General features: G+C 70.4%; 18 protein-coding genes. 9 read left to right on the top strand and 9 right to left on the bottom strand.

All coding sequences use genetic code 11. The features are described 5' to 3' along the window. Window positions 1–128 precede the first annotated feature (128 nt). On the bottom strand, window positions 129–695 hold the full coding sequence (ahpC, locus tag AC1PLR_RS17060) for an alkyl hydroperoxide reductase subunit C (protein ID WP_010341941.1): 567 nt from the start codon (window positions 693–695) through the stop codon (window positions 129–131). Window positions 696–932: 237 nt separating this feature from the next. On the opposite strand from ahpC, the gene prmC reads away from it, so the two are divergent. After that, a complete protein-coding gene (gene prmC, locus AC1PLR_RS17055; RefSeq protein ID WP_481101747.1) occupies window positions 933–1,766 on the top strand; it encodes a peptide chain release factor N(5)-glutamine methyltransferase in 834 nt (277 codons plus the stop codon). Between the two features lie 193 nt (window positions 1,767–1,959). Further along, window positions 1,960–2,901: a prolyl aminopeptidase gene (gene pip / locus AC1PLR_RS17050; protein WP_481101746.1), complete on the top strand. Its 942-nt coding sequence runs from the start codon at window positions 1,960–1,962 to the stop codon at window positions 2,899–2,901. 40 nt (window positions 2,902–2,941) lie between these two features. Here pip and AC1PLR_RS17045 read toward each other — a convergent pair whose 3' ends face one another. The 5 genes from AC1PLR_RS17045 to AC1PLR_RS17025 all read right to left on the bottom strand — a co-directional run bounded on the left by AC1PLR_RS17045 (window position 2,942) and on the right by AC1PLR_RS17025 (window position 7,145). After that, complete coding sequence (locus AC1PLR_RS17045) at window positions 2,942–3,829, bottom strand: transglutaminase-like domain-containing protein (RefSeq protein ID WP_481101745.1); 888 nt, start codon at window positions 3,827–3,829, stop codon at window positions 2,942–2,944. Between the two features lie 334 nt (window positions 3,830–4,163). Next, complete coding sequence (locus AC1PLR_RS17040; RefSeq protein WP_481101744.1) at window positions 4,164–4,961, bottom strand: N-formylglutamate amidohydrolase; 798 nt, start codon at window positions 4,959–4,961, stop codon at window positions 4,164–4,166. Next, window positions 4,954–5,505, bottom strand: a complete 552-nt coding sequence (locus AC1PLR_RS17035; RefSeq protein WP_019801603.1) for an NUDIX hydrolase — start codon at window positions 5,503–5,505, stop codon at window positions 4,954–4,956. The genes AC1PLR_RS17040 and AC1PLR_RS17035 overlap by 8 nt, the downstream gene beginning before the upstream one ends. A 144-nt stretch (window positions 5,506–5,649) precedes the next feature. Beyond that, complete coding sequence (locus tag AC1PLR_RS17030) at window positions 5,650–6,573, bottom strand: 5'-3' exonuclease (protein WP_481070368.1); 924 nt, start codon at window positions 6,571–6,573, stop codon at window positions 5,650–5,652. Then, window positions 6,570–7,145, bottom strand: coding sequence for a nitroreductase family protein (locus tag AC1PLR_RS17025; RefSeq protein WP_481101743.1), 576 nt, complete (start codon window positions 7,143–7,145; stop codon window positions 6,570–6,572). Before AC1PLR_RS17025 ends, AC1PLR_RS17030 begins: the two co-directional genes overlap by 4 nt. A 155-nt stretch (window positions 7,146–7,300) precedes the next feature. Between AC1PLR_RS17025 and AC1PLR_RS17020 the strand changes: the two genes are divergently transcribed. After that, a complete protein-coding gene (locus AC1PLR_RS17020) occupies window positions 7,301–9,532 on the top strand; it encodes a DUF1631 family protein (protein ID WP_481101742.1) in 2,232 nt (743 codons plus the stop codon). A 214-nt stretch (window positions 9,533–9,746) separates the two neighbouring features. After that, window positions 9,747–12,062, top strand: a complete 2,316-nt coding sequence (locus tag AC1PLR_RS17015; protein ID WP_481098927.1) for a DUF1631 domain-containing protein — start codon at window positions 9,747–9,749, stop codon at window positions 12,060–12,062. A 173-nt stretch (window positions 12,063–12,235) separates the two neighbouring features. On the opposite strand, the gene AC1PLR_RS17010 is transcribed toward AC1PLR_RS17015, so the two are convergent. The 3 genes from AC1PLR_RS17010 to AC1PLR_RS17000 all read right to left on the bottom strand — a co-directional run bounded on the left by AC1PLR_RS17010 (window position 12,236) and on the right by AC1PLR_RS17000 (window position 15,541). Further along, window positions 12,236–13,600 (bottom strand): DUF2252 domain-containing protein, encoded by a 1,365-nt coding sequence (locus AC1PLR_RS17010; protein WP_481101741.1) that lies wholly within the window; start codon window positions 13,598–13,600, stop codon window positions 12,236–12,238. A gap of 77 nt (window positions 13,601–13,677) precedes the next feature. Continuing rightward, window positions 13,678–14,877, bottom strand: a complete 1,200-nt coding sequence (locus tag AC1PLR_RS17005; RefSeq protein WP_481101740.1) for an acetyltransferase domain-containing protein — start codon at window positions 14,875–14,877, stop codon at window positions 13,678–13,680. A gap of 208 nt (window positions 14,878–15,085) precedes the next feature. After that, on the bottom strand, window positions 15,086–15,541 hold the full coding sequence (locus tag AC1PLR_RS17000) for a nucleoside deaminase (RefSeq protein WP_010341927.1): 456 nt from the start codon (window positions 15,539–15,541) through the stop codon (window positions 15,086–15,088). Window positions 15,542–15,652: 111 nt separating this feature from the next. Here AC1PLR_RS17000 and ubiE point away from each other — a divergent pair, with 111 nt between their 5' ends. From ubiE to AC1PLR_RS16975, 5 genes are all read left to right on the top strand, one after another. Beyond that, window positions 15,653–16,414 (top strand): bifunctional demethylmenaquinone methyltransferase/2-methoxy-6-polyprenyl-1,4-benzoquinol methylase UbiE, encoded by a 762-nt coding sequence (gene ubiE / locus AC1PLR_RS16995; RefSeq protein WP_481101739.1) that lies wholly within the window; start codon window positions 15,653–15,655, stop codon window positions 16,412–16,414. 212 nt (window positions 16,415–16,626) lie between these two features. Then, entirely contained in the window at window positions 16,627–18,567 is a 1,941-nt protein-coding gene (locus AC1PLR_RS16990; protein ID WP_481101738.1) for a M1 family metallopeptidase, read from the top strand. Between the two features lie 418 nt (window positions 18,568–18,985). After that, window positions 18,986–19,336, top strand: a complete 351-nt coding sequence (locus AC1PLR_RS16985) for a cupin domain-containing protein (protein ID WP_481101737.1) — start codon at window positions 18,986–18,988, stop codon at window positions 19,334–19,336. Window positions 19,337–19,369: 33 nt separating this feature from the next. Then, complete coding sequence (locus tag AC1PLR_RS16980; RefSeq protein ID WP_481101736.1) at window positions 19,370–20,353, top strand: alpha/beta fold hydrolase; 984 nt, start codon at window positions 19,370–19,372, stop codon at window positions 20,351–20,353. Continuing rightward, window positions 20,350–21,069, top strand: a complete 720-nt coding sequence (locus AC1PLR_RS16975; protein ID WP_017910020.1) for a hypothetical protein — start codon at window positions 20,350–20,352, stop codon at window positions 21,067–21,069. The genes AC1PLR_RS16980 and AC1PLR_RS16975 overlap by 4 nt, the downstream gene beginning before the upstream one ends. Window positions 21,070–21,072: the final 3 nt, after the last annotated feature.

Raw genomic sequence — 21,072 nt, 5'->3', positions numbered from 1 at the left:
AAGCGAGCTGCCGGAGCAGCGCGCTGCGAAGAGGGAGGAGGGATGAACCGCAGCCGGCGCCGGCGCGCGATGCCGGCTGCGGTTCACCCCCACCCCCGCCGCGAGGCGGAGATGGGAGCGCGGGCGGCTTAGATCTTGCCGACCAGGTCCAGCGACGGCTTCAGGGTCTTCTCGCCTTCCTTCCACTTGGCCGGGCACACCTCGCCCGGGTGCGACGCGACGAACTGCGCGGCCTTGAGCTTGCGCAGGGTCTCGGTGACGTCGCGGGCGATGGCGTTGTCGTGGATCTCGAGGGTCTTGATCACGCCTTCCGGGTTGATCACGAAGGTGCCGCGCAGGGCCAGGCCTTCTTCCTCGATGTGCACGCCGAAGGCGCGGGTCAGCTGGTGGGTCGGGTCGCCGACCAGCGGGAACTGGGCCTTACCCACCGCCGGCGAGGTCTCGTGCCACACCTTGTGCGAGAAATGGGTGTCGGTGGTGACGATGTAGACCTCGGCGCCGATCTTCTGGAACTCGGCGTAATGCTCGGCGGCGTCTTCCACTTCGGTGGGGCAGTTGAAGGTGAAGGCAGCCGGCATGAAGATCAGCACCGACCACTTGCCCTTCAGGTCCGCGTCGGTGACTTCGATGAATTCGCCGTTGCGGTAGGCGTTGGCCTTGAACGGCTGGACCTGGGTGTTGATCAAAGACGACATGGAGTTTCCTCGTGGTTGCGATAGGGGTCGGGGGATGGAACGAGGCTCATGATAGGGGGCGCCGATAGATCCCTCAAATCGATTGATGGAATTGAATAGATAGGTTTCCTCTATCGATTTCCAAGCCTGGCTCTTTGCTGCACTGCCGCGCGATGGCGCCAGCCGCCCATGGCGCGTAGGCGTGGTGTCCTTCTACCACGTTGGCTTTTCCAGGCTCGCTGCGTCATCGTGACAGCGATGAATGCGCCTACCCCCGAGTCCCTGCTGCGCGCGGCCTGCACCCAGGTCGAGCGCGGCGATGCCGAAGCCCTGCTGTTGCATGCCCTGCAACGCGACCGCGCCTGGATGTTCGCGCACGCCCGCGAGCCGCTGCCCGGCGATGTGGTCGCCGGGTTCCAGGCCCTGCTGGCGCGGCGTGCGCAGGGCGAGCCGGTGGCCTACCTGACCGGCCGGCGCGGCTTCTGGACCCTGGACCTGGCGGTCGGGCCGGCCACGCTGATCCCGCGCGCGGACACCGAGCGGCTGGTGGAACTGGCGCTGGAGCGGCTGGATGGTGCGCCGGGCCGGCGTGTCGCCGACCTCGGCACCGGCAGCGGTGCCATCGCCCTGGCCTTGGCCAGCGAGCGCCCGCAGGCGCAGGTGACGGCCACCGACCTCAGTGCAGCCGCGCTGGCGGTCGCGCAGGCCAATGCGCACGCGCACGGCCTGGGCAACGTCGCCTTCGTCCACGGTGCCTGGCTGGCGCCGCTGGCCGGCCAGCGCTTCGACCTGATCGCCAGCAACCCGCCGTACATCGCCGATGGCGATCCGCACCTGCAGCAGGGCGACCTGCGCTACGAACCGGCCAGCGCGCTGGCATCCGGCGCGGACGGGCTGGACGATCTGCGCCGGATCGTCGCCGCTGCGCCGGCGCATCTGCTGCCCGGCGGCTGGCTGCTGCTGGAACACGGCTGGGACCAGGGCGCGGCGGTGCGCGCGCTGCTGGACGCGGCCGGCTTCGCGGAGGTGGCGACCCGGCAGGACCTGGAAGCGCGCGACCGGGTCACGCTGGGGCAGTGGCCGACCAGTTGAGCGACAGGGTCTGTGGGGCGCGCGACCGTTGCCGATGGCGGGCACGCGATGCGCGCCGTGCAGGGAAGCGCCCCCCGCGCTGCGCCGAGCGGTCGTGTCGACTCGCCCCAGGCGCCAAGGGAGCGCGGTGCATTCGTCTGCGAGTCCAGGCCATGCGCTGGGTAGAATCGGGAGTTTCCCTGCAGGAGGCGCCATGCGCACGCTGTATCCCGAGATCGAGCCGTTCGACAGCGGCATGTTGCCGGTGGACGCACGGCATACCCTGTCCTACGAACAGTGCGGCAATCCGCACGGCAAGCCGGTGGTGCTGCTGCATGGCGGTCCGGGCGGCGGCTGCAACGCCAAGATGCGCCGCTTCCACGACCCGGCAAAGTACCGCATCGTGCTGTTCGACCAGCGCGGCTCCGGCCGCTCCACGCCGCACGCCGACCTGGTCGACAACACCACCTGGGACCTGGTCGCCGACATCGAGCGGCTGCGCACGCACCTGGGCATCGACCGCTGGCAGGTGTTCGGCGGCAGCTGGGGCTCGACCCTGGCGCTGGCCTACGCGCAGACCCATCCGGACCGCGTCACCGAACTGGTGCTGCGCGGCATCTTCATGCTGCGTCGCTGGGAACTGGAGTGGTTCTACCAGGAAGGCGCCAGCCGCCTGTTCCCGGATGCGTGGGAACACTATGTCGCCGCGATCCCGCCGGTGGAGCGCGCGGACCTGATCTCGGCCTTCCACCGGCGCCTGACCAGCGACGACGAGGCCACCCGCCTGGCAGCGGCCAAGGCCTGGAGCGTGTGGGAGGGTGCCACCAGCTTCCTGCACGTGGATGCCGATTTCGTCGACAGCCACGAAGACCCGCACTTCGCGCTGGCGTTCGCGCGCATCGAGAACCACTACTTCGTCAACGGCGGCTTCTTCGAGGTCGAGGACCAGTTGCTGCGCGACGCGCACCGCATCGCCGACATCCCGGGCGTGATCGTGCACGGTCGCTACGACGTGGTCTGCCCGCTGGCCAATGCCTGGGACCTGGCCAAGGTTTGGCCAAAGGCCACGCTGCAGATCACGCCGGCGTCCGGCCATTCTGCGTTCGAGGCCGAGAACGTCGACGCGCTGGTGCGCGCCACCGACGGCTTCGCCTGAGTCCGCGCGCGGCGCCGTTCGCGGTGCGCCGGTCTGCGGCTCAGCAGGCCAGCGCGTTGCCGGGTTCGCAACCGGCAGCCGCGGTGGCACTGGCCGGTGCAGGCAGCGGGTCGAGCTGCGCCTGCGTGGTCTCCTCGGTCCAGACCACGAACGATTCCAGCACGTTGTCGCCGAAGGTGGTGCTGATCGCCACGTCGGCGGCGTCGCGGCCGCGCGCGATCAGCACGCGGCCGATGCGCGGCAGGTTGTGGCGCGCGTCGAAGGTGTACCAGTGCCCGTCGAGGAAGGCCTCGAACCAGCCGGAGAAATCCATCGGCGCGTCCGATGCTGGGACGCCGATGTCGCCGAGATAGCCGGTGCAATAGCGCGCCGGGATGTTCATGCAGCGGCACAGCGCGATGGCCGCATGCGCGAAATCGCGGCACACCCCGCGCCCTTCCTGCAGCGCCTGCGCGGCGCTCTTGGTGGCGCAGGCGTGGGCGTAGCCGAAGGCGATGCGCGCATGCACGTAGTCGCAGATCGCCTGCACCCGCGCCCAGCCGGGCGGCGTGCCACCGAACAGTTCCCAGGCCATGCCGCTGAGCAGGTCGGTCTCGCAGTAGCGGCTGCCGAGCAGATACACCAGGGTGTCGTCGGGCAACGCCTCCACCGGGGTCTGCGCCGCGTCGTAGCGGTACTGGTCCGGTAGTCCGCTGTCGCGCACCACCGCATCGGCCCGCAGGGTCAGCGTGCCGGCGGGCGCCTGCAGGCGCGTGCAGCGGTTGCCGAAGCCGTCGCGATAGGTGTGTAGCGGCACTGCCGGCACGCTGTGCAGGGCGGTGGCGGCGACGATGTCGTCGTGGCGGCTGTCGTGGATGTCCAGCATTGCCAGCATCGGCGTCGCTTGCGCGAACCGGTAGCGAATCTCGTAGCCGAGGCGGATGAGCATGGGGTGTCCGGTGCGGGGCGGGTTGCCGGCGCGGACCGGTCCAACCCCAGCGTGCGCAGGCCGCGCTCAGCTTGGCGTGAAGGCGGGCGCTCGCCGCTTCAGCATGCTGAGCGGAGGAGGGGGCTCAGTGCATGTCGAACCGACGCATTGGCGACGGGTGGGTGGCGAAACCGCGGCGCGACGTGCGCGCTAAGCCAAGTGCCGGCGCACTGGGAGCGCCTTGCGGCGGCGCTGCCGGTTGCGGACTGCGTGGGCGCGGTGGTCGCTCGTCTTCGACGGAGGGACGCGGCAGAAGCCACATCGCTCACGGCGCTCCTTGCCGACCCTCTTGTACTCAGCCCAGCGCCAGCAACTGCGGCTGCAGCGCGCTGAAGATCCGCGCCAGCCGCTGCGCCCAGGCCTGCTGGCCGGCGGCGTCTGCGATCAGGTCCTGGCGGATCTCCAGTTCCACGTGCGGCAGGCCGCGGCCTTCGCCATGCACGGGGACCGCGTAGTCGCTGCTGTCGCTGACCGCGTACGGCGCGTTGTCGCCGACCAGCAGGTCGTCTTCCTCGCGCAGCGCCTGCAGCAGCGCGTGGGCGAAGCGGGTGTCGCGGTGGTAGAGCACGCCGGCATGCCAGGGCCGCGGCACGCCGTCCATCACCGGGGTGAAGCTGTGCATCATCACCAGCAGGGTGGGGCGCGCGGCGGCGCGGCGTGCGTCCAGTTCGGCGGCGATGCGCGCGTGGTAGGGCGCATGCACGGCGTCGATGCGCTGCTGCCGCTGCGCCGCCGTCAGTGCGGCATTGCCCGGCACCACGGTGTGGTCGCTGACCGGCGGAATCAGCGTCGGCGAGGCCAGCGGGCGATTGCAGTCGATCAGCAGTCGCGAATAGGTCTGTTCGATCGCCCAGGCGTCGAGCAGCGCGGACAGCGCGCGGGTGGTGCCGGCGATGCCGATGTCCCAGCCGATGTGCCGGTCCAGGTCCGCCTGCGCCAGGCCGAGACCGTGCAGTGCGCGCGGCACCGCCTGGCCGGCGTGGTCGGCCAGCAGCACGAACGGCGAGACGCCGTGTGCGCGGTGGAGGGTTAACACCGCCGGGTCGCCGGCGCCCAGCAGCGGCGGCAGATCGGAACGGGGCGCCTCAGCCACGCGGCGTCCCGTCGAGCTCGTGTTCGATCATCCACAGGCCGGCCCACAGCTTCGCGTCCAGTGCGTAGCCTTCGCCCATCTTCTGCACCAGCCACGCGGCGGCACGGGCGCGCGGTACCGAATGCACGGTGATGTCCTCGCTGGCGTCGCCGCCGCCGTTGCCGACCTTGCGCAGGCCGGTGGCACGCACGAAGGCGATCTTCTCGTTGCTGGCGCCGGCCGAGGTCGGGCCGATCAGCAGCACTTCGGCGTGGTCGGCGGTCCAGCCGGTCTCCTCCTCCAGTTCGCGCACCGCCGACACTTCGATCGATTCGCCGGCATCGATGTCGCCGACCAGCCCGGCCGGCATCTCGATGGTGCGCGCCTGCAGCGGCACGCGGAACTGTTCGACGAACAGCACTTCGTCGTCCGGCGTGACCGCCACGATGATCGCGGCCAGGCCACCGGCATGCACCCGTTCGGAATACTCCCAGGTGCCGCGCACGACCATGCGCTGGTACTTGCCTTCGTAGACGACGCGGGGCGGGGAATCGTGGCGGGGCATGGGCAGCTCGCAAGATGGCGGAGGAAGAAGGCGCGGTCGCGCGCGGCGCGGTCCGGCGATGCGGTGCAGTGTAGAGCGTGTGCTGTGTTTTTTTGATGCGTGCCCTGCGGCCAGCGGTGGGCGGGCGCGACGCGGGGCCGGCGCTCAGCCGGCCACGAACTCCAGGCCTGCGGCCTGCAGCAGCCGGCGCCGGGTCAGCGGCCCGAAGCGTAGCGCCTCGCACAGGCCGTGCAGCATGTCGGCATCGGCCGCGCCGCGGGCGAAATCCGCGGTGGCGGTGTGCAGCGGCGCGTCCAGGGCGATGGTGGTCAGCTGCCGCCACAGCAGCGCGTGTTCGCGTTGCTCGCGCAGGCGCACGGCCATCTGCGCGGCGCCGCGCAGGCGCAGGAATGCCACTTCGTCGACCCGTGCCAGCAGCGTGTCCAGGTCGCCGAAATGCGCCAGCAGGATCGCCGCCGACTTGGCGCCGATGCCGGTGACGCCGGGGATGTTGTCGATCGCATCGCCGGTCAGCGCCAGGTAGTCGGCGATCTGGTGCGCATGCACGCCGTGGCGCGCCTTGACCCCGGCCGCGCCCCAGCGCTGGCCGCGGCCGTAGTCCCACTGTTCGTCGAACTCCAGCAACAACTGCGACAGGTCCTTGTCGGCGGAGACGATCACGCCGTGGAAGCCGTTGCCGCGGGCGCTGTGCAGGGCGCTGCCGATCAGGTCGTCGGCCTCGTAGTCGTGGTGCGCCAATACGCCCAGGCCCAGGGCCGCGCACAGCGCCTTGCAGTGCGCGAACTGGCGGCGCAGCGCGTCCGGTGCCGGCGCGCGATTGGCCTTGTAGGCGGTGTACAGCCGATGCCGGAAGCAGCTGTCCAGCGCTTCGTCGAAGGCGATCACGATGTGCTGCGGGCGCTCGCGCTCGAGCAGGTCGAGCAGGAAGCGGGCGAAGCCGTGCACCGCATTGGTCGGCCAGCCCTGCGCGTCCTGGAACTCGTCGGGAATCGAATGCCAGGCGCGGAACACGTACAGGCTGGCGTCGACCAGGTACAGCGGCCGCGACACGGGCAGGCCTGCGTTCACGGCGTCCAGTCGCTGAGCAGCGCGCGTGGGTCCGGCCGCTCGCGCTCCGGGACGTCGAGGCGGGCGGTGCCGATGTGGATGAAGCCGGCGACATGCTCGTGCTCGGCCAGGCCCAGTCGCGCGGTCACCGTTTCGTCATATGCCATCCAGCCGGTCAGCCACTGCGCGCCGAAGCCGTAGGCCTGCGCCGCCTGCAGCAGCGCGAAGCACACCGATCCGGCGGTCATCCACTGTTCGATCTCCGGCACCTTGTGCCCGCGCTGCAGGCGCGCGATGACCGCGATCACCAGCGGCGCGTGGGCGAAGCGTTCGCGGTCCTTTTCCACCGCCGCCGGCGCCGCGCCGGGATCGCGCTGCAGGGTACGCGCGGCGAGGATGTCGCCCAATGCCTGACGCGCCGGGCCGGCGATGCGCAGGAAGCGGAACGGCACCAGCTTTCCGTGATCGGGGACACGCACTGCCGACTGCAGCATCGCCAGCAGCGTCTCCGCGTCCGGTCCCGGCTCGCTCAACTGCTTGGATGGCACCGAACGGCGCGCATCCAGCGCTTGCAGCGAATGAATTGTGCGCATAGTCTCGATTCCGTGGGGCGAGCGCGGAATTATAGTCGGGCGCTCGCAGGCGGCAGCGGATGCCGCGGTTACACGGACAATCACGTTGCGTTGCTGATCTGCCGCTAGCTTCCGAATTGACGTCGGTCTCACTGCCGCCTGCGTATCACACTGCCATGACCCTTGCTGAATACGCTGAAGAGTTGTCGCCCAGCCGCAACGCGGATCTGCTCGAGCAGGTCCGTGACGTGGTGTCGGTTCCGCTCGCGGGCGCGTTCGGCGAGGTGCTGGACGTGCTCGCCGAGGCGCTGTTCCGCATGGCCGAGCGCGCCGGGCCGGCGCAGAACGACTACTTCGAGGCGATCCAGCTGTTGCGCCAGCAGCGCGAGCCGATCGCCGCGCGGTTCCGCGCGCATCTGGCCCAGGCCTGGCAGGCAGTGGAAGCCGGCCGTCCGCTGTCGGTGGAGCGCAGCCTGGCGCGCGAGCGCGGCGACCTCAGCCTGGTCTCGGAGCAGGAACTGGACGTGCGCCTGGCGGTGCGCAACCTGGCCGGCGCGATCCAGCACCGCTGGCGGCCGGAGCTGATGCGGCTGAACCGGTTCCTCGGCTTCATCGCCGGCGGCCAGCGCATCGATGCCGACAACAACCCGTTCGGCCCCGAGCACGTGGGCGCAGCGGTGTACGCGGCGCTGCACGGGCTGGTGCTGGCGCCGCAGGTGCAACTGGCGATCGTCAAGATCTGCGAACAGGAACTGCAGGAGCGCGTCGGCGAGCTGTATGCGCAACTGGAGCAGCGCCTGAACGAGGTTGCGCGCGCGCGCGCGCTGCCCAGCGGGCGTCCGCGCCGCCGTGCCATCCCGCGCCTGGGCGCGAGCGAGGACGAGGCGGCGCCGGACTGGATCAGCCGCTTCTTCGAGAACTGGGACACCGCCGCGCCGCTGTCGGCGGCGCAGCGCCGTGCCGCGCGCGTGCTGGACGCGCACGCGCGCAACGAGCAGGAAGTACTGCCGCCGGCGTTGCGCGCGCTGCTGCACGAGGCGCAGCCGGAGGCGGGCCCGGGCGACGGCCGGCGCTGCCTGTCGCCGCGCGAGGTGCTGTCGGTGCTGTCGCTGCTGCAGACCATGCCGTTGGCCGGATTCGCCGCGGTCTGCGAACACGGCGGTCCGCTGGCGCAGGGCCTGCGCCGGCAGATCGCCGGGGTCGGCGCCTCGCTCGGCCTGGACCCGGCCAGCACCTGCCTGGACCCGGCCGATGCCGACACCCTGGATCTGGTCGGCCTGCTGTTCGACGTGATGCTCGAGGAATGCGTGCTGCAGCCGGCGCAGCGCGAGCTGCTGGGGCAGATGCTGGTGCCGATGGCCAAGGTGGCGCTGATCGACGGCCGCCTGTTCGTGCGCGACGGGCACCCGGCGCGGCGCCTGCTCAACCTGCTGGCCGACGCCTGCGACGGCAATGCCGGCAGCACCGGCCCGGAGCAGGCGCTGCTGGCGCAGGCGCAGGCGGCGGTGGAGCGGGTGGTGCGCGATTTCGACGAGCACCTGGCGGTGTTCCTGGCGCTAGAGGCCGAATTCGGCAGCGCCTACGAACAGTACCGGCGCCGGGTGGAGATCGCCGAGCGCCGCGCGGCCGAACTGCAGCGGGCCGAGGAGCGCCGTGAGGTCGCCCGGCAGCGCGCCACGCAGGCCCTGCACGAGCTGCTGCAGCAGGCCGGCGACGACCTGGCCCTGCCGCTGCCCATCGAGGCGTTCCTGCGCCAGTCCTGGTGCCAGTACGTGCAGCAGTCGGCCTTGCGCGACGACGGCCAGGGCAGCGCGCTCGCCGCGGCGCTGGCGCTGGGCGATGCGGTGCTGGCGCAGTGCCGCCAGGCCCAGTCCGGCGTGGCACCGGCGGAAGGGTGGCTGCAGCTGCAGCATGCCGAGCTGACCCGGCTGTGGACCAGCGTCGGCCTGGACGCCGCGGCGGCCGAAGCCGCCTGGCAGGCCCTGCACACGGCGCTGGACGACCTGGCACACGCGCGGCCGCTGCAGGCCGCGCCGCCCGCGACGGGCGTGGACGTGCCCGAACCGCCCGCCGCCGAGACCGTGCCGGCCCTGCCGGAACCGGCCCAGGCCACCGATTTCGACCACATCACCGCCGATTACTTCCGCAACCTGCCGTTGGGGACCTGGCTGGACTTCGTCGACCGCGAGGGCCGCGTGCAACCCGGCAAGCTGACCTGGGTGAGTCCGATCTCGGCGCGCCTGCTGTTCGTCAACCGTCGTGGCGGGCGGCTGTGCGTCGCCTCGGCCGAGGCGCTGGCGGTGATGGCGCGGCTGGACCGGCTGCGCCTGCATCGCGACGACGATGCCTTCTACAGTGCCATGCAGGGCGTGGTCGACCGCCTGGAACGGGTGGCGGTCGCGGCCTGAGCGGTTGCGCATTCAGGCCGCGCTGCACACGCGGTTACGCTGCCGACCGCTACGATTCTGCTCGGGGTCACGTTCTGGAGCGAGAAATGCGTAGCCCGTCACGGTCGATATTCAGCTACCTTGCCTACCATGCAGGAGCGGAAACAGGGGCCGCGTCTGTTTGTCCTCCACCATTCCTCCATCTGGCGCCGTCCATGGCGCGGAGCCGTCGCGCATGAGTTTCAGCCCCAGCCCGCACGCACACCCGGCGCGTGACCCGCGCCTGTTGACGCAGGCGCGCGAGGGCATGCTGCCGGTGCTGGGCCAGGCGTTCGCCGAGGCGCTGGCGCACTTCGACGACGTGCTGTTCGACCGCGCCGAGAGCGCGGGTGCGTCGCAGCTGCTGTTCCTGGACGGGATGCGCGAGTTACGGCGCCGCCGCGACGAGATCGCCGCGCGCTTCCGCGCGCAACTGCATACCGCCTGGGAGGCGCTGGAGGCCGGCGCGCCGTTGTCGGCCGAAGTCGCCCTGGCCGGCTATGGGCAGGGCCTGAGCCTGATCTCCGAACACGAACTGGAATCGCGGCTGGCGGTGCGCAACCTGGCCAGCGTGCTGCTGCGCGAGTGGAAGCCGGTGCTGACCCGCATCGACCGGCGCCTGGGTTGGATCGCCGGCGGCCTGGAACTGGATGCGGACACCAACCCGATCGGCCCCGAACACATCGGCGTGGCCGTGCATGCCGCCTTCTCCACCAGCGACCTGGCCCCGGAAGTGCGGCTGGTGCTGATCAAGCTGTGCGAGCGCGACTTCACCGCCGGGGTCGGCAAGCTCTACCAGGACCTGGACGACAGCCTCGCCCAGGCCGGGGTGATGCCGGAGATCTCGCGGCCACGGACGCCGCCGCCGCGCCGCGCGCCGCCGCCGGAGCAGCGCCCGCCGCGCGACACCGGCGCTGCGGCCGATGCCGGCATCGGCGCCGAGCTGGGCGAGGACGAGGAACACTACGCGCCGGCCTGGGCCAATCGCTTCGTCAACCGGTGGGCCGAGCGCCGCGGCAGCCTACAGGCCGGCGAGCGCTACGAGGACCCCGAGGCGCGCCTGCCCGGCGGCAGCCAGGGCGTGTTGCTGGAGGCGCTGCACGAACTGCTGCAGCAGACCCGCAACGCGCGCGAGAGCGCCACCTCCGCGGCGACCGCGGCGGTCGGCCAGCAACGCCCGCTGAGCCAGCGCGAGATGATGTCGGTGCTGTCGCTGCTGCAGGCCACGCCCAGCGCCACCCTGCGCGCGGCGATCGGCGACGACAGCGAGTCATTGGCGCAGCGGCTCAAGAGCGAGGTGCTGTCCAACGCCACCCAGTTCGGCGTGGACCCGGCGCATGCACGGCTGGATCCGGTCGACGAGGATGCGATCGACCTGGTCGGCATGCTGTTCGACGTGATGCTCGACGAGCGCGACCTGGAAGGCCGCTCGCGCGAACTGATCGGCCGGCTGGTGGTGCCGTTCGTCAAGGTCGCGCTGCTGGACCGGCGCATGTTCGTGCAGAAGACCCATCCGGCGCGGCGCCTGCTCAACTCGCTGGCCGAGGCCTGCGAGGGCAACACCGGCGAGAGCCAGGCCGAGCGCGTGCTGATGGGCAAGGTCGAGGAGATCATCGACCGGCTGGTGGCCGAGTTCAACGAGAACCTGGCGATCTTCCTGACCCTGGAAGAGGAATTCCGCGATTTCCTGGTGCAGCACCGCCGCCGCATCGAGATCGCCGAGCGCCGCGCCGCCGAGACCCAGCGCGGCCAGGAGAAGCTGGAACTGGCGCGGCAGCGCGCCGAGGCCGAACTGCAGCTGCGCCTGCAGGGCCGGCAGTTGCCGCAGGCGCTGCAGGATTTCCTGCGCCAGCCGTGGCAGCACCACCTGACCATGGCGATGCTGCGCGAAGGCGAGGGCGGCCCCGGCGTGCGCGATGCGCTGGCGCTGGCCGACGGCCTGCTCGAGGAAGCCGCCGAGGCGCAGCGGCACATCGTCGGCAAGCCCTGGCTGCAGGCCTGGCAGGGCGCGCTGCAGCGGGTCTTCGCCAGCGTCGGCCTGCATGCCGAGGCGGCCACGGCGGCGATCGATGCGCTGCACGACACGCTGCAGGCGGTGGCCGAACTGCGTCCGGAACTGGAGCGGCCGCTGCCGGAACTGCCGCAGGTGGCGCTGCCGCAACCGCCGGTGCAGGAGGCGCAACCGGTGGAGGTGGCGCCGCCGCAGACCATGGACGATTTCGACAACGCCGATGCCGACCGCTTCCGCGCGATGCCGATCGGGACTTGGCTGGATTTCGTCGACCGCGACGGCAAGATGCAGGCCGGCAAGCTGTCGTGGGTGAGCCCGATCTCGTCGCGCCTGCTGTTCGTCAACCGGCGCGGCGTGCGCTTCTGCGTGGCCTCGCCGGAAGAACTGGCGGTGATGGTGCGGCTGGGCCGGCTGCGCGCGCATGTGGACGACGGCGCCTTCGACAGCGCCATGCAGGGCGTCATCGATCGGCTGGATCCGCACAGCCCGACCTTGCACTGAGGCGCGCTGGCGCCGCCCGCCTGCGCTGCGACGGCGTGGCGCCGCTTCTCTCCTAGGCGTGGCGGTGGCAGCGCAAGCGCGTCATCGGCGGCCAGTGGCGGTCGCTGACGCGCACCAGACGCCGCGTGCTAGCGCCGCCGCGCCAGGATGGTCGACCGCATGCAACTGCGAACTCAATACAGCGGCGTGCCCGCCTTGTACGCGGCCACGAACGACTGCCAATCCAACTGCACCTGCGCGGCGTAGTCGAACGCGAACTGGCGCAGTTCCGATTTCAGCCCGCTCTTGCTGGTGGCCGCCTGGTCGATCTGCTTGTCGATGCTGTAGGGCACCACGTTCGGGTCGTAGTCCTGGTCGGCCAGGGCGTGCGCCGAGGCCAGGGCCTGGCCGAGGTAGGTGGCGGCGGTGGCGAGCTTGCTGGCGCTGTCCAGCGCGGTCGGGTCCAGGTCCTGCTGGAACGGCGACTTCTCGTGCACGTAGAACGGGGTGCCGTTGACGCTGGCGTAGCCGATCAGCACGTCGGCGTCGATGGTCTGCGCCTTGGCGGTGCGCGCCACCCGCGCGCCCTCGTTGTTGTCGTAGGTGGAGGCCGGCATCTGCGACGGCGCGGCCACCGCGACCACGCTGGCCGCTTCCTGCTTCCATTCCAGGATCACGTCGTCGCTGGTCGACGTGCTCGGGCCTTCGATCAGCACGTACAGGCGCAGGCGGCCGAGGCTGCCGGTGCCCGAACCCAGCTTCTGGCGCACGTCCTTGATGGTGTAGTAGCTGGCGGCATAGCGCTTGGACGCGGCGATCGAGCCGATGTAGCCGTTCATCGCCGCGGCCACCGCCGAGGCGGTGCCGGCGTCCACCGCGACCAGGTTGTCCAGGTCCTGGAACTGGCGTTTGCCGCCGCTGACCACCGTGTACTTGGACAGCAGGCTGCTGCGGCTCTTGCCGTCGGCGCTGTCGATGATCTTGGCCACCGCGCCACTGGTGTTGCGCTTGCTCAGCTGGAAGCTCGCTTCGGCGTCGCTGCCGCGGAAGTCGGCGATCTTGTCCAGGTAGGCGCCGACCATGGTGTCGATGGCGTCGCCGATGTCGCTGTCGGACAGGCCGTTGTCGCGGCCGGCCAGGACCATGCTCGCGGCGAGCCGGCGCAGGTCCCACACGTACTGGCCGAGGTGGCCTTCGTCGAAGTCGGCGACCTTGAACACCGCCTTGCCGCTGCTGTCGCGCGCCGCATCGAAGTTGCCGAGGTGGGTGTCGCCGCCGAGCCAGGTGTAGCCGGTCTGTGGCGAGGTCCACAGCGATTCCGGCAGGGTCGTCATGTCCTGGTAGAAAATGTGGTCGGTGCCGCGGTAGAAGGCGTAGGCGCTGGTGGCCATGGTCGCCATCTTGGTGTCCAGCTCGGCGCGCTGCGCGGCGTAGGGATGGTTGTAGTCGTGGATCTGCTGCACCACCCAGGCGTCGCGCTTGCTCGCCGCCGTCGCGCCCCCGGCGCATGCGGCAAGGGTCAGGCCGATCAGCAGCAACTGCGGCAGGCGGGTGGACATCGCGGGTCTCCGGGGCGGACGAGGGAAGCGGCAGTCGAGCACGCCCGCATTGCACGCAGATGAACCGCCCATCGCTCCTAGAAGTAGCGCAGCCAGGCCTGGTCGCGGCGCCGCGCCTTGAGCCGCGCGAACGCGGCGGTGGGCCAGTACAGGGCCAGCCCCAGCGCCGCGGCGATCGCCCACAGCGCGGCCACGCTGTCCACGCCGAAGACGGCGCCGTGGTTGGCGCCCCACAGCGCCAGCGCAGCCAGGTAGGCGAGTTTGAGCACGTACAGATGCAGCAGGTAGAAGAACATCGGCGCCGCGCCGATCGCCGCCAATGGCGCCAGCCTGCGCGCCACGGCGGGGTGTTCGTACAGGCGCAGCAACAGCAGGCCCACGCCCAGGGTCAGCAGCAGGAACTGCAGCGAAGGCGGGTACTTGGTGACGTTGAAGAAGCTCATCGCGGTATGCGCGAGGTCGTCCTGCGCCTGCCAGGGCGCATCGCCGTAGCCGTTGTGCCAGCGCAGCAGGTGGAAGCCGGCCAGCGCGCCCAGTCCCCAGGCCAGCAGGCGCTGCTGGCGTTGCGCCGGGTCGGTGGCGGCGCCGTACCAGGGGCCGGCGGCGTAGCCGAGCGCGATCACCCCGATCCACGGCAGCACCGGATACGAGGTGCGCAGGCGCAGATCGCCCAGTTCCAGCCAGCGCCGATCGTGCAGCACCGCCCAGGCGGCCGCGAGCGGGCCGTCGCCCTGCACCTGCACGGCGTCCAGTAGGTGATGGCCGGCAACCAGCGCCGCGCCCAGCACCGCCAGCGCCGGCCGCGGCAGCCACAGCAGCGCGGCCAGCGCGAGCATGCTCAGGCCGATCGCCCAGATCACCTGCAGGTACAGCGCCTGTGGCGGGAAGGCGCCGCTCCAGGCCAGGTTGACCAGGGTCAGTTCCAGCACGATCAGGAACAGGCCGCGCTTGAGCAGGAAACGGGCGGCCGCCGCGCGCCCGTCGGCCTGCCTGGACGCCGACAGCCACGCCGACAGGCCGGTCAGGAACACGAACACCGGCGCGCACAGGTGGGCCAGGGTGCGCGCGACGAACAGCGCCGGCGCCGTGTCTTCCACCTGCATCGGGTCACCGACCGGGTGGTGCAGGTAGAAGGTCTCGCGCACGTGGTCGAGCAGCATCAGCAGCATCACCGTGCCCCGCAGCAGGTCGATCGAGGCCAGGCGTGTGTGGGCCGTGGCAACGGCGGGCAGGACGAAGGATGCGGGCGCGGCGGAAACGGAAGCAGCGGGTGGCATGCGTGACGGCGAGTGTCGAATATTGAAACAATATAACACTTGCGCGTCGGGCGCCGTCGCGACCCTGATGGTCACGCGGGGCGATGGCCGGTCGTGCCGGCGGCGCGCGCCAGACGGGGCGAGGGCGCGATCCTTGGCGGACGCGGGTATCTGTCCGCGGATCGCGTCGTCAGGCCGCCGCGCCTGCACCGGCGCGGCGGCGCAAGGCTCAGTCCTCGCCGATGTCCTCGTTCCACACGTCCGGGTGCGCGGCGATGAAGCCGCCGAGCAGGTCGATGCATTCCTGGCTGTGCAGGTCGATGACCTCCACGCCGCTCTCGCGCAGCCAGTCGATGCCGCCCTGGAAGGTCACCGATTCGCCGACCACTACCGTGCCGATGTTGAACTGCCGCACCAGGCCGCTGCAGTACCAGCACGGCGCCAGGGTGGTGACCATGATGGTGTCCTTGTAGCGGCGCTGGCGGCCGGCCTTGCGGAAGGCGTCGGTCTCGCCGTGCACGGACGGGTCGCCCTCCTGCACGCGGCGGTTGTGGCCGCAGCCGAGCAGGCGGCCGTCGCGGTGGTACAGGGCGGCGCCGATCGGGATGCCGCCCTCGGCCAGGCCCTGGCGGGCTTCGGCGATGGCGGTGTCGAGCAGGGCGCGGTAGTCGGGCGTGGTCAGCATGGCAGGGCCGGGGGAAGGGAGTGGCCGGCAGTCTGGCCCAGGCGGCCGGCGGCTGTCATCCCGGGCGGCGCTTCACCGGCACGCGGCGGCCGGCAGTGCAATAATCCCGGCATGAGCGAATCCCCCTACAAGACCGGTACCACCCATTTCGGCTTCCGCGACGTCGCCGCCAAGGACAAGCAGAAGCTGGTCGGCGAGGTCTTCACCTCGGTCGCCGGCAACTACGACCTGATGAACGACCTGATGAGCATGGGCATCCATCGGGTCTGGAAGCGCTATTTCGTCGCCACCGCGCAGGTCAAGCCGGGCGACCGCGTGCTCGACCTGGCCGGCGGCACCGGCGACATCGCCGCGCTGCTGAAGGAGCGGGTCGGCGCCGACGGCGAGATCGTGCTGGGCGACATCAACGCCGGCATGCTCTCGGTGGGCCGCGACCGCCTCACCAACCGTGGCCTGGTCGCGGGCCTGGACTACGTGCAGTGCAACGCCGAGGCGCTGCCGTTCCCGGACCAGAGCTTCGACCTGGTGACCATCGCCTTCGGTCTGCGCAACGTCACCGACAAGGACGCGGCGCTGCGCGAGATGTACCGCGTGCTCAAGGTCGGCGGCCAGGCGCGGGTGCTGGAGTTCTCCGAAGTCACCGCCGACTGGTTCAAGCCGCTGTACGACTTCCATTCGTTCAAGGTGCTGCCGCGCCTGGGCAAGCTGTTCGCCAGGGACGCCGACAGCTACCAGTACCTGGCCGAGAGCATCCGCAAGCATCCGCCGCAGGACGCGCTGAAGGGGATGATGGAAGAGGCCGGTTTCGCCCGCAGCCACTACAAGAATCTCACCGGTGGGATCGTGGCGATCCATTCGGGCTATAGGATTTAGAGCCGGGATTGGGGATTCGGGATTGGGGATTCGCAAAGGCGGGCGATCGGGTACTGCCTGATCGCGGCGCTGTGTCGTCCTTGTGGGAGGGACTTCAGTCCCGACGCGCGGTCCGGCAGTGTGCGCTGCACTGCTGTTGCGAATCCCCACTCCCGAATCCCCAATCCCGGCCTTCCGGTAGACTGCGAGTTTTCCTCGAACCGGTTACTGCCATGCGTTCCCCGTTCCTGTTGTTGTCCCTGGCCGCGATGGTCGCGTCCGGGTGTTCCCGTGAAGCACCTGCGCCCGATGCGGCCGCACCTGCCGCCAAGCCGGCGCCCGCCGCGGCCAAGCCGGCCGACCGCAGTCACGACGAGACCTCCTACGCCGAGCCGTCCAAGGTCGTGATCAAGGATCTGGCGCTGGATCTGAAGCTGGATTTCGACAGCAAGCAGATCGGCGGCACCGCCACCTACACGCTGGACTGGAAGGACAAGAGCGCCAAGCAACTGGTGCTGGATACGCGCGACCTGACCATCGAGAAGGTGCAATCCGACGACGGCAAGGGGCAGGAGGCGCCGCTGCAGTACGCGCTGGCGCCGGCCGACAAGATCTACGGCAGCAAGCTGACCATCGAGGCGCCGACCCAGCCGCAGAAGATCAGCATCACCTACCACACCGCACCGACCGCCTCGGGCCTGCAGTGGCTGGAGCCGTCGATGACCGAGGGCAAGAAGCTGCCCTTCATGTTCAGCCAGTCGCAGGCCATCCACGCGCGTTCGTGGGTGCCGCTGCAAGACACGCCGAGCGTGCGGTTCACCTACAGCGCGCACGTGGTCTCGCGTCCGGACGTGATGGTGCTGATGAGCGCCGACAACGATCCCAAGGCGGTGCGCAACGGCGACTACCGCTTCAAGATGCCGCAGCCGATCCCGTCCTACCTGCTGGCCATCGCCGCCGGCGACCTGGTGTTCAAGCCGATCTCCGCGCGCTCGGGCGTGTGGGCCGAGCCGGCGATGGTCGACAAGGCGGCCAAGGAGTTCGAGGACACCGAGAAGATGATCGTGGCCGCGGAGACGCTGTACGGCCCGTACCGCTGGGGCCGCTACGACATGCTGGTGCTGCCGCCGTCGTTCCCGTTCGGCGGCATGGAAAATCCGCGCCTGACCTTCGCCACCCCGACGGTGATCGTCGGCGACAAGTCGCTGGTGTCGCTGATCGCGCACGAGCTGGCGCATAGCTGGTCCGGCAATCTGGTGACCAACGCCAGCTGGAAGGACATCTGGCTCAACGAAGGCTTCACCACCTACGTGCAGGCGCGCATCACCGAGGCGCTGTACGGCCCCGAAGCGGCGGAGATGGAGCGCGAGATCGACCAGACCGATCTGCTGGCCGAACTGAAGGGCATGAGCCCGGCCGACCAGGCGCTGGCGCTGCCGGCGCTGACCGAGCGCGATCCGGACGAGGCGCTGAGCCAGGTCGCCTATGTCAAGGGCGCATGGTTCCTGCAGTTCCTGGAGCAGCGCTTCGGTCGCGACACCTTCGATCCGTTCCTGCGCGGTTGGTTCGACGACCACGCGTTCCAGAGCGCCAACACCGACCAGTTCGTCGAGTACCTGAAGACCCACCTGCTGTCGAAGAAGCCGAACGCGGTGACCGCGCAGGAGCTGCATGCGTGGCTGGACGAGCCGGGCATTCCGGCGTTCGCGCAGAAGGCGCGTTCGCGCAACTTCGCCATGGTCGACACCGCCCGCATCGCCTGGAGCGGCAGCGGCACGCTACCGGGCAAGCAGGTGACCGATGCGTGGAGCACCCAGGAATGGACGCGCTTCCTCAGCGGCCTGGGCGACAAGCTCACCCCGGCGCAGCTCAAGCAGCTCGACGACGCCTACCACTTCACCGGCACCGCCAACGGCGAGATCGCCATGCGCTGGTATCCGCTGGCGATCCGCAGCGGCTACCTGGACGCGCGCCCGGCCGCCGGCGAGTTCATCGCCCGCGTCGGTCGCCGCAAGCTGATCCTGCCGATCTACGCCGAACTGGTGAAGACGCCGGACGGCCTGGCCTTCGCCGAGGAGGTGTTCGCCAAGGCCAAGCCCGGCTACCACCCGATCACCACGGTGTCGGTGCAGGAGATGCTGGACAAGGCCAAGGCCGGCAACACCGCGCACTGACGCGCGTCTGCTGCTGAAGACCGCGCACACGGCGCCGGGAGCAATCCCGGCGCCGTGTGCGTTTGCGAGGCCTGCATGATGCGGCGGGCGCGCCATGCGAAAGCGGCGATCGCTGCAGCAGTTCGCTGCGCGCACGTTGCGCCAGATGCGCATGCGCGGCATCGCTTGCGCGTCCTGCACGACGCGCGTCTGCCCAGTGCGGCGTTAACGAATTCCACACATGTCGCTGCTCGCGCGCAGCGACCCGTTGCCACGCATTCGCGATATCCTCGGCAGTCCCGATGGTCTCCGGTCCATGCGCGCATGACCCCGTTCGCCACCGCCTCCCTGGTCTCCGCTGCAAACGCCATTGCCACGGCAGGACAGTGCCGATGCCGATGCGAGCGGAATCGCCTGCGCGTGTCGAGGTGCGGCTGAGATGAGCGACGCGCATCCACTGTCCGGTTCCCTGCTGGCCGCGCTGCCCGATGCGCGCGCTGGCGAAATCTTCACCGAACTGCTGCGGCGCTCCGGTTGCCGCGTCGAGCGAATCGTCTCGCACGGGCAGACCACGCCGCAGGACACGCCCTATGTGCAGGCGCATGACGAATGGGTGCTGCTGTTGCGCGGCAGCGCGCGGGTGGCGCTGTGCGAGCGCGAGGTCGCGCTGGTGCCGGGCGATCATCTGTTCATCCCGGCCGATACGCCGCATTGGGTGACCTTCACCGATCCCGGGCAGCCGACCGTGTGGCTGGCCATCCATCTCGGCGAAGCCGACGTGGTGGTGTGAGCGCATGATCCGTCTCCGCCTTCCGGTGTCGCCATGCTGGTGCTGACGATGGTCTGGCTGCTGCTGGCCGGCGTCCTGTTGCTGGTGGTGGCGCTGGTCGGCGTGCTGCTGGTGCTGCGCGATCCGTTCCTGCTGGTGCGCCTGGAGAGCCTGCGCCAGCGCCGTGGCAGCGGGCTGCAGCGGCGCCAGGCGCAGGTCGCCGGACACAGCTGGACCTATCTGGTGCGCGCCGCGGCCGATCCCGCCGCGCCGACCCTGCTGCTGGTGCACGGCTTCACCGGCAGCAAGGAGAACTGGCTGCCGCTGGCGCGCGCGCTGGGCACGCGCTATCACCTGGTGATCCCGGATCTGCCCGGCTGGGCCGAGAGCCAGCGCATCGCCGGGCAGGACTACGGTTTCGTCGCGCAGGCCGAGCGCGTGGCCGCGTTCGCGCTGCAGTGCGCACGCCGTGCGGGCAGCGAATGCGTGCTGCTGGGGCATTCGATGGGCGGCGGCATCGCCGCGCTGGCCGCGGCGCGCCATCCCACCGTGTTCGACCGCGTCGGCCTGTTCAACGCTGCCGGCGTGCGCTTCGCCGACAACGTCTTCGGCCAGGCGGTGCTGGACGGGCACAATCCGTTCGCGGTGCACGATGCCGCGTCGCTGCAGCGCTACATCGACACCGTGTTCCTGCTCGAGCGCGCCAAGCCGCACATCCCGCGCTGGGCGGTGCCGGCGGTGGTGGCCTGGCGCCGCCGCGAGGCCGCGTTCGAGCAGCAGGTACTGGCGCGCATCGGCCGCGGCGAGGAAGCGTTTCTGCCGTTCGAGGAGGCCGCGCGCATTCGCCAGCCGGCGCTGCTGCTGAACTGCGTGCAGGACGCGGTGATCGACGCCAGCGCGCTGGCGCTGTACGCGCAACGCCTGCCGCAGGCGATCCAGGTGCTGCTGGACGGCAGCGGCCACATGTCCATCGTCGAAAAGCCCGCCGAGGTCGCGCAGGCCATCGACGCCCTGATCCAACGAGGAACCCCACGATGAAACGCATCCTGCTCGGCGCGCTGTGCGCCGTTGCCCTGGCCGCTTGCGGCGATCACGAGGCCGAGCGCAAGGCGCAGGCTGCGGCCGAAGCGCAGGCCAAGGCGCAGGCGGCCGACGATCTGGCCAAGCAGTACGACGCCGCGGTGAAGTCCGGCAACTGGGATCTGGCGCGGATCCATGGTGCGGCGCTGCTGCAGCAGTATCCCGGGTCGGACGCGGCCGAACGCATCCAGCCCGGCTATGCCGAGGTCAAGGCTAAGGGTGAGGCGGCGCGCGAGCTGCGGCGCATGCAGGCGGCCTGGCAGTACTCGCAGGTGCCGGCCGGCAAGGGCGTGCAGCGCTCGGCGATGCTGTACAGCCGCGACAAGGTCGACGTGGACGGCAGCGGGCCCAAGCCGGTGCAACTGGTGTTCCGCGACCACCCGGAATGGAAGCGCAGCGCCTATCTGGTGCTGCAGTCCGGCGATTTCCGCTGCGCCGGCGGCTGCAAGGTGGAACTGAAGGCCGACGACGCGCCGCCGCACGCGGCCGCAGCCTGGCGGCCCAAGACCGACGAAGCCATCGCCATGTTCATCAGCGACGACAAGGCGCTGTGGAAGCTGGCGCGCAAGACCACGGTGCTGCAGATCACCTTCCCGGTGAAGGCCGGGGGCACCCGCACCGCGGTGTTCGAGACCGGCGGCCTGGACGGCGCGCAGATGCCGGGTTGGGATTGAGCA

The sequence above is a fragment of the Xanthomonas sp. NCPPB 3570 genome, assembly GCF_056725115.1.
The sequence above is the reverse complement of the archived record's forward strand: the minus strand, read 5'-3'. Positions and strand labels throughout refer to the sequence as shown.